14 protein-coding genes are annotated in these 11,487 nt (G+C 42.5%); 5 read left to right on the top strand and 9 right to left on the bottom strand.

All coding sequences use genetic code 11. The features are described from left to right. The first annotated feature begins 48 nt into the window (after positions 1-48). On the top strand, positions 49-870 hold the full coding sequence (locus HDC33_RS10385; protein WP_179392361.1) for a GNAT family N-acetyltransferase: 822 nt from the start codon (positions 49-51) through the stop codon (positions 868-870). A gap of 276 nt (positions 871-1,146) precedes the next feature. Here HDC33_RS10385 and HDC33_RS10390 read toward each other — a convergent pair whose 3' ends face one another. Continuing rightward, positions 1,147-1,722 carry a YusW family protein gene (locus HDC33_RS10390; protein WP_179392362.1) on the bottom strand — a complete coding sequence of 192 codons (576 nt, stop codon included), beginning with the start codon at positions 1,720-1,722 and terminating at the stop codon, positions 1,147-1,149. Positions 1,723-1,860: 138 nt separating this feature from the next. On the opposite strand from HDC33_RS10390, the gene HDC33_RS10395 reads away from it, so the two are divergent. The 4 genes from HDC33_RS10395 to HDC33_RS10410 all read left to right on the top strand — a co-directional run bounded on the left by HDC33_RS10395 (position 1,861) and on the right by HDC33_RS10410 (position 4,629). Beyond that, positions 1,861-2,157, top strand: coding sequence for a hypothetical protein (locus tag HDC33_RS10395; RefSeq protein WP_179392363.1), 297 nt, complete (start codon positions 1,861-1,863; stop codon positions 2,155-2,157). A gap of 81 nt (positions 2,158-2,238) precedes the next feature. Further along, the gene (locus HDC33_RS10400) at positions 2,239-2,559 is read left to right on the top strand and encodes a YflT domain-containing protein (protein ID WP_179392364.1); all 321 of its coding nucleotides are present in this window, start codon (positions 2,239-2,241) and stop codon (positions 2,557-2,559) included. Positions 2,560-2,681: 122 nt separating this feature from the next. Beyond that, a complete protein-coding gene (locus HDC33_RS10405; protein WP_179392365.1) occupies positions 2,682-3,047 on the top strand; it encodes a hypothetical protein in 366 nt (121 codons plus the stop codon). A 157-nt stretch (positions 3,048-3,204) separates the two neighbouring features. Next, positions 3,205-4,629, top strand: coding sequence for a tyrosine phenol-lyase (locus tag HDC33_RS10410; protein WP_179392366.1), 1,425 nt, complete (start codon positions 3,205-3,207; stop codon positions 4,627-4,629). A 56-nt stretch (positions 4,630-4,685) separates the two neighbouring features. On the opposite strand, the gene rlmN is transcribed toward HDC33_RS10410, so the two are convergent. From rlmN to hisD, 8 genes are all read right to left on the bottom strand, one after another. Continuing rightward, on the bottom strand, positions 4,686-5,750 hold the full coding sequence (rlmN, locus tag HDC33_RS10415; RefSeq protein ID WP_179392367.1) for a dual-specificity RNA methyltransferase RlmN: 1,065 nt from the start codon (positions 5,748-5,750) through the stop codon (positions 4,686-4,688). A gap of 234 nt (positions 5,751-5,984) precedes the next feature. Next, positions 5,985-6,164 (bottom strand): hypothetical protein, encoded by a 180-nt coding sequence (locus HDC33_RS10420; protein WP_179392368.1) that lies wholly within the window; start codon positions 6,162-6,164, stop codon positions 5,985-5,987. An 81-nt stretch (positions 6,165-6,245) separates the two neighbouring features. Then, positions 6,246-7,310 carry a histidinol-phosphate transaminase gene (gene hisC, locus HDC33_RS10425; RefSeq protein ID WP_179392369.1) on the bottom strand — a complete coding sequence of 355 codons (1,065 nt, stop codon included), beginning with the start codon at positions 7,308-7,310 and terminating at the stop codon, positions 6,246-6,248. Further along, entirely contained in the window at positions 7,303-7,950 is a 648-nt protein-coding gene (gene hisIE, locus HDC33_RS10430; RefSeq protein WP_179392370.1) for a bifunctional phosphoribosyl-AMP cyclohydrolase/phosphoribosyl-ATP diphosphatase HisIE, read from the bottom strand. Before hisIE ends, hisC begins: the two co-directional genes overlap by 8 nt. Beyond that, a complete protein-coding gene (gene hisF, locus HDC33_RS10435) occupies positions 7,947-8,708 on the bottom strand; it encodes an imidazole glycerol phosphate synthase subunit HisF (RefSeq protein ID WP_179392371.1) in 762 nt (253 codons plus the stop codon). Before hisF ends, hisIE begins: the two co-directional genes overlap by 4 nt. Then, positions 8,705-9,421 carry a 1-(5-phosphoribosyl)-5-[(5-phosphoribosylamino)methylideneamino]imidazole-4-carboxamide isomerase gene (gene hisA, locus HDC33_RS10440; RefSeq protein ID WP_179392372.1) on the bottom strand — a complete coding sequence of 239 codons (717 nt, stop codon included), beginning with the start codon at positions 9,419-9,421 and terminating at the stop codon, positions 8,705-8,707. Before hisA ends, hisF begins: the two co-directional genes overlap by 4 nt. 197 nt (positions 9,422-9,618) lie before the next feature. Then, positions 9,619-10,203: an imidazoleglycerol-phosphate dehydratase HisB gene (hisB, locus tag HDC33_RS10445; RefSeq protein ID WP_179392373.1), complete on the bottom strand. Its 585-nt coding sequence runs from the start codon at positions 10,201-10,203 to the stop codon at positions 9,619-9,621. Then, positions 10,193-11,482 carry a histidinol dehydrogenase gene (hisD, locus tag HDC33_RS10450; RefSeq protein WP_179392374.1) on the bottom strand — a complete coding sequence of 430 codons (1,290 nt, stop codon included), beginning with the start codon at positions 11,480-11,482 and terminating at the stop codon, positions 10,193-10,195. Before hisD ends, hisB begins: the two co-directional genes overlap by 11 nt. Between the last annotated feature and the right edge of the window lie 5 nt (positions 11,483-11,487).

An 11,487-nucleotide genomic window follows, 5' to 3' on the forward strand; every position in this document is an offset into this window, starting at 1 on the left:
TACCTGTTTGTATATAGTAGTCTTAGGTTATGAAATGGAGAGTGAAATATGCTAACAAAAGAACAAACCCAAGCGATTGAATTACTTCAACATGAATGTGAGAAAACCGATGATATCAAATTAAAGTTAAATTGGGAGATGTTGCGCCGGAGAGATGACGAGCGGATGGATTTCTTTCATGAAGAAAACGGAGAGCTCGTCGCTTTTTTAGCATTATACAGCTTCGGATCTACTGTAGAGGTTTGTGGAGTGGTTAAGCCTGGTGAAAGAAGAAAACGCCTCTTTTCTAACCTTTGGCAAGAAGCACTATCCACTATTAAAGAAAAGGGATTCAAAAAGATATTATTGAATGCCCCCTCCTCTTCGTTATCCGCTAAAGAATGGTTGGTGACCCAGCCGTGCGAGTATGTCTTTTCCGAGTTCCAAATGCACTGGAAGGAACAACTTCTCGAGAAAAGTGATGATATCCATTTGCGGAAATCAGAGCCCGAGGATTCGGATTTCGAGGTACAACTTGATGTTCTCGCATTCGACGTGACTGAATCTGATGCACGCCTTCACAATGATCGTGTTAAAAACAGACCTGATGAATACCATTTCATCATTGAAGTGGCGAAGGAAGCAATCGGCAAAATACGCGTCAGCAGAATGGAAAAAGAAGCGTATATTTATGGATTTGCTGTGTTGCCGGAATTTCAAGGGAAAGGCTATGGCAGTAAAGCACTTCGAAACGTTGTTAAAAAAGAGCATGAAGCGGGTTGCACCATTCAACTGGAAGTGGAGACAAAAAACGATAACGCTCTTCGCCTATATGAATCCATTGGCTTCGTGTCAGTATCAGGCCAAGATTATTATTTGTGGAATGAATGATGATTAACAAAAACAGCACGCCTTGCCTCGTTACTACCGAGGTAAAGCCCGCCTGTCATTTGTATACACTATATCTACGAATTAGGTGTCTTCAATATACTTGGAAAACTAGCGTTGGCGCCTTTTATGTGGTAGCCGAAGCGATAAGACTGGCATCGGTTTTCTGCCTGGCTTATCGGTGGAGGCATCCACAAAGCGCCGTAGCGTTTAGTATGAACAATCCTATGTCAACTTTTTAATAGCAGACTTTTTCAGGAGCCACTCAAATCCGCAATTTTACTTTCTATCTTCAAATTCTATTTTCGTTCCATCATTAAATCTGATTTCCATCTCAAACTCCGTATAATCATTCGGTAAATCAAATGTGCTCATCACTTCTTGAATTGCGTCTGCCTTACTCGTCTGTTGAGTAATTGTTAACTGCTTCACCATTGGGTAAAGTTCATCGAACGCTTCCGTTCCCTTTTTCTTAACTTTATTAAGTGAATCCTCTATTTCCGCCTTTATTGAATTGTCACTGTTCTTTTCAAGTTCTGCTTCATATTCCTTATGATGATTCGCATAGTCAACCGATAATTCGAAGTCAACATACTCTAGATCATCCATCTTTTTTTGCATATCTTCCTGATTTGCTGCATTCATGTTTTTTTCAGTGTTTGCACTTTCGCTCCCCTGTGTCTCGTCTGTTGCAATTGTATCATTCGGTACAGTTGCACCATTTGTTTCCCCTTTATTAGTCTCATCTGTAACAGGTTCGTCCACTGCCTTACCGTTATCCTTCTCAGCATTCCCGCATGCAACCAACACAAATGAAAATGCCATAGTCAAGATGAAAACAGAAATTTTCTTCATCATATCAACCTCCTTATACAGTTCATTCCCCTTCGCTGAACTTTTACACATATAAATCATTTCTCTTAGGATTATCGCTAAATACCTGTTAGGATGGGAATGATATCAAGTACTATTTTCAGTAACGGAGGAATCCCGATGAATGAATCGAACAAGCAAACAGTTGCTACACTTGCCTATATTTCGGTTGAACGAATTATGGGTTGGTATGATCAAAAAACGAAGCGAACTGTACATAACATCCATTTATATACTGACTCAATTTCAACTTCAAAAAATGATTTTGGATTGGAACATGTTCATGATATGTCCTACAAACCTTTCTCCAGCGGGAGCGGTTTCTTTTATTTACATACAAGCCAAGGAGTCTTCACATATGAAGTCGATACAGATCCGGCTAAGTTCATTCATGCCTATAAAAATCTGCGCGGATAATCAATGCTCTCGATATTTTTGTTTAGTCTTCGCTTTTTGGAGGTACAGAAAGAAAGAGAAGATAAAATGGAGGGATTTTTAATGACTGTTAAAAAAACTGTTGAAAATGCCGTTCAGGCAAAGAAGGAAATCGAGGAATTGGTAACACAAGGTTATACTCATGATGATATCTACGTTTTTGCACATGACAAAAAAAGGGGCGACCACATTACGGATGCCCTCGATACAGAAAAGGCGGGTATGAAAGAACAAGGTATCCTGGATAGCATGAAAAACATGTTTTCTTCCCGCGGTGATGAACTCCGAAGTAAAATGGAAGGTGCAGGCCTTTCCAAAGAAGAAGCCGCTGCTGCTGAAGAAGAACTTGACCAAGGTAAACTTGTTCTAATCGCAAAAAAATAAGTTACGAAAGCACAAAATCCGACTCCCCCTTAAGGGGGTCGGATGTTTTTTTGTAATGCTTTCATTGGCATAACCACCCCCTTTTTCGATATGATGTATATCGAAAGTAGGTGGGTATTATGTTGAATAAGTTATGGAAGATTGGTTTTTTTACTGGACTTACTAGTTTCGTTCTTCTTATACTAGGTGTGCGTACAATTCTTGGTCAGACCCTTATCTTTAAAAACTATTTAACGTTCGGTGTTTTTGGCTTGATCATTGGGATTTTCTCTTTCCTGTTGTTATTTTATAATATGAAAATTGCATTCCGGGTATTCATTGTTGCAGTTGTTATCGGTTACGCAGAGTTTTTCCGCAGCATATTGATGGATTCGGGTGGGATGGGTGATATTCTTGGGATTCTATCCTTATTCATCATTTCCTCCTTTGGATTGGGACTGGCATTTATCGTACAGTTCATTGTTATTTTAATAAGAAAAAACAAGTGATAAAGATGCGGATAAATCCTTTCCAAAGGGATTTGTCCGCATTTTACTATTCCATTGCATCTCCGTTTTTTTAATCATTCACAATTTGAAAGTCGTAACTTCCATTCTTCAACGATATATTTATGATAATGGTAACTTACGAAAAGGGGATGTTGGAATGAAAAGGAGAATTGCGGAGCCCTTCAAAATTAAAAGTGTGGAGACGTTATCAATGCTATCTTTTGAGGAAAGGAAGAAGTCTCTCAGCCGTGCAGGATACAACACGTTTCTAATCGATTCGGAAGACGTCTATATCGATTTATTGACGGACAGCGGGACAACAGCGATGAGTGATGCACAATGGGGAGCGCTTATGACTGGCGATGAAGCTTATGCAGGAAGCAAGAGTTGGAAGAAGTTAGAAAAGGCTGTGCGCGACGTATATGGCTTTAAATTCGTATTACCAACACACCAGGGTCGCGGAGCCGAAAATATATTATCCCAATTAAAAATTAAAAAAGGCGATTATGTACCTGGAAACATGTACTTCACAACGACACGGGCCCACCAGGAGATGAACGGCGCCACATTTGTCGATATTATTATCAATGAAGCACATGATCCGGCAATCGATCTACCGTTCAAAGGGAATGTAGATTTGGCAAAACTGCAAAGGTTAATCGATGAAGTAGGCGCCGACAAAATTCCATACGTCTGTCTTGCAGTAACGGTGAACCTTGCCGGCGGACAGCCCGTCAGCATGCAAAATATGAAAGACGTTTACGAATTATGCAGCTCATACGACATTGATGTCATACTGGATGCGACGCGCTGTGTCGAAAACGCATATTTTATAAAAGAACAAGAGGCAGGACATGCGAATCGGTCGATAGCAACTATTTTGATGGAAATGATGTCCTATTCTGACGGCTGTACAATGAGTGGAAAAAAAGACTGCCTTGTCAATATCGGGGGGTTCATGGCAATGAATGACGAGGACTTGTATATACGGTCACGTGAGCTCGTCGTTGTCTACGAAGGGATGCCTTCTTATGGCGGGATGTCGGGACGTGATATGGAAGCGATGGCAATTGGGATTCATGAAGCAATCGATGATCATTACATCGAGCACAGGGTCGGCCAAGTCCGCCACCTCGGCCAACAGCTGATTGATGCGGGGATCCCAGTTGTCAAACCGATTGGAGGTCATGCAGTATTCCTGGATGCACGTGCATTCCTTCCCCATTTAAGCCAAGAAGAATTTCCCGCACAAGCTCTTGCGGCTGCCCTTTACCTCGATTCGGGGGTACGCAGCATGGAGCGGGGAATCGTTTCAGCTGGACGGGACAATACGACGGGGAAAAACAATACACCGAACCTTGAACTTGTCCGGCTGACCATCCCACGCCGTGTGTATACGAATAATCATATGGACGTCGTTGTCGATTCGATTTTGTCTCTATACGAAAAAAGGGACGCTATTTGCGGATTACAAATGGATTATGAACCACCTACACTGCGCTTCTTCAATGCACGGTTCTCCCCTCTTTCAGTAAATGGGGACCTGTTCAGCGAAGAAATTCGGATAAGAGATAGTCAATAACGGATTTAAAAGACGCATCCTAAATGGATGCGTCTTTTGGTCAAATGTAGGTTCAATTAGATAGTTTCGTTTTTCTTAATCTGCTTGCTTCTCAACTGCCCGCAAGCTGCGTCGATGTCGGTTCCTTGTTCATGACGAACGCCGCAATTGATGCCTTTTTTCTTAAGTGTTTCGTAAAATGCTTTAATCGCTTCCGGGGTACTACGGCGATATTGATCGTGTTCATCAACCGGGTTATACGGAATTAAATTCACATACGACAGGTGTCGTTTGTTTTCTAGAAGCTTCGCAAGTTGCTGAGCTTCCGCAACATGGTCATTCACATCTTGCAACATAATATATTCAAACGTAATCCTACGGTTTTTCGATTCCAAATAATAATCGATTGCATCCATCAACTTTTCGATCGGGAATGCTTTGTTGATTTTCATGATGCGGGTACGAAGTTCATTATTTGGCGCATGTAAGGAAACCGCTAAGTTGATTTGGATATTCTCATCCGCAAATTCTTTGATTTTATGTGTAAGTCCGCTCGTAGAAACGGTAATATGTCGCGCACCGATTGAAAGTCCGTTTTGATCGTTTATGACACGAAGGAAATCCATCAAGTTGTTATAGTTATCGAAAGGTTCGCCGATTCCCATGACTACAATATGGCTAACACGCTCATTTAGCTCTTTTGCGTCAAGATGAAATTGCACTTTCATGATTTGTTCCACGATTTCCCCCGCGTCCAAATCACGGTTTTTTTTCAATAATCCACTTGCACAGAAACTGCAGCCGATATTGCATCCGACCTGCGTAGTAACACAGACCGAGTAACCGTATGCAAACTTCATCAACACCGTCTCGATTAAGTTGCCGTCCTGCATTTTGAATAGGAACTTGATTGTTCCATCCGCAGATTCCTGCTTAACCGACTGCTCAAGCGTTTGAATTGCAAAGTTATCTTCCAAAAGTTGAATACACTCTTTACTAATATTTTTCATGTCTGCAAAGTTGGTTACCCGTTTTTTATAGAGCCAGTCCCAAATTTGTGCAGCACGGAATTTTTTTTGTCCTCGTTCCATTATCCATTCTGTCAGCTGTTCTATAGTCAGCCCATATATTGATTTCTTCATTAGTTATCCTCATTTCAAAAAATGCAATTCACATATTATACTACAGTAAATCGGATAATGGAACAACTAATTTAATCAACAAGGTCTATATATATTCCCTTATTAATACCACAAAAGAGCCTATGATCAGGCATTTCATTTCTAACCAACATGTCCTTTTTCCTATAAAAAAAGACAAGCCATCTCCATATTCTTCGGAGGATGGCTTGTCTTCAATCAGTTCTAATTCAGGTTTCACCGTATATCAGTTTTCGTTGCTTTTTCTTTTTTGATCTTCATCACAAACGTTAAAATATTCAATAATGCAAGCACCGTGAAAAAGATTCCAAAACCGATTTGTCCGTCCGCAAATCGCGTGAATGCGAAATAACCCATGAATGCTATAAGTGCAAGATCGATGTATTTAGATCCCATGCAAAAAACCCCCTCGTTTACACAAGTATATCAGTTTCAGTGCACTTTTCATTCATTCATTTCGTAAACGGATCTGATAGTTTAGTACGACTTGATTATTTCACTTAATTTCACAACTAATCCTTCCATCTGCTCGTCTGTGCCTATTGTTATGCGTAAAAAGTTGCTGATTCCCGGTTTATTAAAATACCTGACGAGTATGCCCTCTTTTTTCAATTCATTGTACAGGAATTCTGCAGGCACCATTTCATGCGAGGCGAAAACAAAGTTCGCTTGTGAAGGAAGGACATTGAAACTGAGCAGTTGCAAGGCCTCTTTCGTTTTTTCACGTGTCGTGATGATTTTTTCCACCGTCTCTTTAAAATATGCATCGTCCTCAAACGCGGCCTTAGCACCGACCAATGCAAGCCGGTCCAGCGTATAGGAGTTGAAAGAATCTTTGATGCGGATTAAGGCGTCAATCAACGAAGGGGCTCCCATTGCAAAACCGACGCGTAAACCGGCCAACGAGCGTGATTTGGATGTCGTCTGGATAACGAGCAAATTATCGTATTTCCGGATTAGTTCCGTCGCAGATTTCGAAGCAAAATCGATATATGCTTCATCAATGATAACAACATTGTCGGGATTATTTTTCACGATCTCTTCAATCTGTTCTAGTTCAGCATAGACACTCGTCGGAGCATTCGGATTTGGCAAGATGACGCCGCCCTCTGAATGAAAGTATTTGTGGATTGGCAATGTGAAATCCGCATTTAATGGAACTTCTTCATAAGCGATATCGAACAGCTTCGCATACACGGGATAAAAACTGTATGTAACATCGGGGAACCGTATTGGATTACCGGGTTCAAAAAATGCCATGAAAGAGAATGCCAGCACTTCATCAGAACCGTTTCCAACAAATACTTCTTCTGTAGAAAGCCCGTATTGTCGCCCGATTTTTTCGCGCAATTCACTTGCTGTCGGTGATGGATACAATTGAAGATTACGCCCCATCTCCTGCTGGATTGCAGCTGTCACTTTCAGGCTTGGAGGGTATGGATTTTCATTCGTATTCAGTTTCACAATATCCTTTTGCTCGACCTGCTCGCCAGGAACGTAGGGGTCAGTCCGTTTCACCATGGAACTCCAAAATTTACTCATCCCGTGGCACTTCACTTTTAGGACGTCTTTTTCGCAATTCGTTTTTGACATCCTCAACGCTGACATCCAATTCTTCCATCAGCACAAGAGAGTGATAGGTCAAATCCGCCAACTCGCTTGTCACTTCGGCTTTATCCCGATTTTTTGCGCCTATGACGACTTCTGTTGTTTCTTCCCCGACTTTCTTCAGGATTTTATCCAACCCTTCACGGAACAAATAGGTTGTATATGACCCTTCAACAGGGTTTGCACGTCGATTTTTTATTTCATCCGTTATTTCATGGACAATTGAGCGGGTAGGTACGGCCCCATCGAAAATCTGGTTATGGAAACAAGTCACTTCTCCAGTATGGCAAGCCGGACCCACAGGCGTCACTTGTATTAAAATTGAATCGTTATCACAGTCGAGTGAAAGGTTGTTCACAATTTGCCGATTGCCCGATGTTGCGCCTTTGTTCCACAATTCCTGCCTGGATCGGCTGTAAAACCACGTCTCTTTCGTATCTAACGTCTTTTGCAATGCTTCCTTATTCATATATGCGAGCATCAGTACATTCCCCGTCCGATCGTCTTGGACAATTGCAGGAATTAGTCCTTTTTCGTCAAATGAAAGGGTATCGATTTGAATTGTCATGATCATTCATTCCCAACAGGTATATTTTTTGCTGCCAAATATGTTTTCAACTCTCCGATGTTGATATCTTCGAAATGGAAGACCGATGCCGCAAGTGCCGCGTCGGCTTTCCCTTCAGTCAATACCGTTTGGAAGTGTTCAGGCGTTCCTGCTCCGCCACTCGCAATGACAGGGATACTGACTGCTTCTGCGATAGCTCTTGTCAACTCGAGATTATAGCCATCTTTTACGCCATCTTCCCCAATACTATTGACAACCAGTTCGCCTGCACCCCATTTTTCAGCCTGCTTCGCCCATTCGATGGCGTCTGTTCCGGTGTCTTTCATACCGCCGTTTGAAAAGACAGACCATTTTGAGGGTCCCACTTCATTAACATCCATCGATAGAATGATGCGTTCAGAACCGAATTTTTTCGCTGCTTCTTCAATTAAAGTCGGATCGCTGAGCGCTGCACTGTTGATGGAAACTTTATCCCCTCCGGCATCGAACACCTTCTGAATATCTTCTAGAGTTCGAATTCCCCCGCCGACAATAAATGGTACAGGTACTTCTTTTGCGATTTCCGCAATAAGGTCCAGGAACATCGCACGGTTTTTCGTTGAAGCGGCAATGTCGTAAAATACAAGTTCATCTGCACCGTCAGCTACATATTTTTTCGCTAATGTAAGCGGATCTGCAACTTCCTTAACTTCCAAAAACTTTTTCCCTTTGACGACTTTACCGTTATCGAAATCCAGACATGGAATGATCCGTTTACTCGTCATGCTCGTTGTCCCCCCAGTATTTTTTCCAAAGATAATTTACCGTCATATAAAGCCTTACCGATAATTGCCCCATATAAATCGAGCTCTTTTAACTGAACGATATCCTCTTCTGTAGAAACTCCGCCTGAAGCAACAATATCAATGGAAGACGCTTTGTCCATCATTTCCAGTTCATGAAAATTGGGACCTTGCATCATCCCGTCTTTCATGATGTCCGTATATATGACTGTTTTCACACCCACCGCTTCCAGTTCACGCAATAAGTCTACCGCTGATACATCACTCGTTTCCGTCCAGCCGTCCGTTGCAACGAAACCTTTTCTCGCGTCGATGGACACTGCAATTTTCTCGCCATACTTTTCAACAGCTTCCTTTAGAAACGGTTTATCCTGTATCGCTGCTGTTCCGATGATCACCCGGCTTACACCCGCTTCAATATGTGCGTCGATGATTTCCATCGTTCGGATTCCGCCGCCGACTTGCACAGGTATCGAAACACTCTTGGCAATCGCCTGGATTGCGTCACGATTCAAGGAGTTACCTGTTTTAGCACCATCCAAATCGACGACGTGAATATATTCGGCACCTTGCTTTTCCCATTCCTTCGCCATCGCAGTCGGTGAATCATTGTAGATGATTTCCTGATTATAATCGCCCTGTATTAACCGAACACATTTTCCATCACGAATATCGATCGCTGGAAATAAAATCATGATAGTTCCCCCTTTTAATAATGTATAAAAATAAAGATTTCCACTGAATCCGCTGCGACGCTCGGGGATGCCTCCCGCCATAAGCCAGACAACTTCGTCATCAGTCTTATGGCTTCGGCTCCCCCTTATAAGACGCCTTCAATCTGTTTATTTAGGTATTCATTTGTTCAATTATATAGGTGCTAAAAGAAATATTCTTATAGCATTCCCTTCGTTGATGGAATTCCTTTTACATCCGGATTGATTGCACTCGCTACACGCAATGCACGTCCGAATCCTTTGAAAATTGATTCGATAATATGGTGACTATTTTTACCATACTGTAAATTAATATGCAATGTCACTTTCGCATGGCTTGTGAACGCTTGGAAAAATTCTTCGACCAGCTCTGTATCGAATTCCCCTACTTTATCTTTTAAACCGTCTACGTTATAGACGAAAAACGGACGCCCGCTAATATCAATGGAAACTGTCGATAACGCTTCATCCATCGGTGTCGACACCGTCGCGTAGCGCTCGATGCCTTCCTTCGTACCAATACTCTCATAGAAAGCCTGTCCCAAGGCTATGCCGATATCTTCGACGGAGTGATGCTGATCCACTTCGATGTCTCCATCACAATCGACCGTCAAATCGAATCGACCATGATTGGTGAACAACGTCAACATGTGATCCAGAAAGCCGACACTTGTTTTTATAATTGATTTTCCGCTGCCATCAATCGCAAAGTCCAATTCAATCTTCGTCTCTGCTGTCTGTCTTGAAATCGATTTACTTCGCATTCTGATCCGCCTTTCTAACTTGAATTGAATTTGCATGGGCTGTTAACCCTTCCGCATTCGCTATTGCGATAATGTCATCTGATACGTCTTGCAGTGCCGCCTCAGTATATTGGATGATGCTTGATTTTTTCATAAAATCGTAAACACCCAACGGTGATGAAAATGCTGATGTCCCACTTGTCGGCAATGTATGGTTAGGACCTGCCATATAATCGCCCAGTGCCTCCGGTGAGTAGTTCCCTAAAAAGATTGCGCCTGCATTGTGAATGAACGGCAATTGTTCCATCGGATTTTCCACCATAAGCTGTAAATGTTCCGGCGCCAGTTTATTGACGAAGTCAAAGGCTTCATCCAATGAATCGACGAGAATGATACGGCCATTATCGGTTATCGATGCTACTATGATGCTCTGCCGATCGGCTCGTTCGATTTGGTTCGCCACTTCTTTTTGAAGCGCTTCAGCGAATGTACGGCTTGTCGTCACACAGATTGCTGTTGCACGTTCATCATGCTCCGCTTGAGATAACAAGTCCGCTGCGACAAACGCGGGAATCGCACTGTCGTCTGCCACGACACAAATTTCGCTCGGTCCCGCAATCATATCGATTGCAACGTCACCGAACACCCATTTTTTAGCCCGTGCCACAAATGCATTGCCCGGTCCGGTGATCTTCGCTACTTTTTCCACCGTCTCCGTTCCATATGCCAAGGCCGCAATCGCCTGTGCACCGCCGATTTTATACACAACGTCGACACCAGCTTCTTGCGCAGCTATGAGTACATGGGGATTAACCTTGCCGTCTTGTTGGGGCGGTGTCACCATGGCGATGCGTTCCACTCCCGCAATCTTTGCCGGGATGGAATTCATCAAAACCGTAGAAGGATAGGCCGCTTTACCTCCTGGTACGTAGATGCCGACACTTTCAAGCGGGGTCACTTTCTGTCCAAGAACAATGCCTTTTTCTTGATTGATGAACCAGGACTGTTCTTTTTGAACTTCATGGAATGCAGTGATTTTTTCCTTTGCTCTTCGCAACGCGCCTAAAAACTCTGCTGATATCAATGTCTGTGCTTCAACGAACTCTTCGGATGAGACTGTCAGTTCCTCAAGCAGTACGCCGTCAAACTTTTCAGTATAGCTTTTTAGTGCCTGATCTCCATTTTCACGCACTGTTCCGATAATTTCAAGCACAGTTCGATCGAGTTCAAGATCATTTGATTGTAGAGACGTTTGTTTCCCTATTTCATCTGTATATTTTTTCAACGTTACAATTCTCATGTATC

Source organism: Sporosarcina sp. JAI121, from assembly GCF_013408665.1.
GTDB lineage: Bacteria > Bacillota > Bacilli > Bacillales_A > Planococcaceae > Sporosarcina.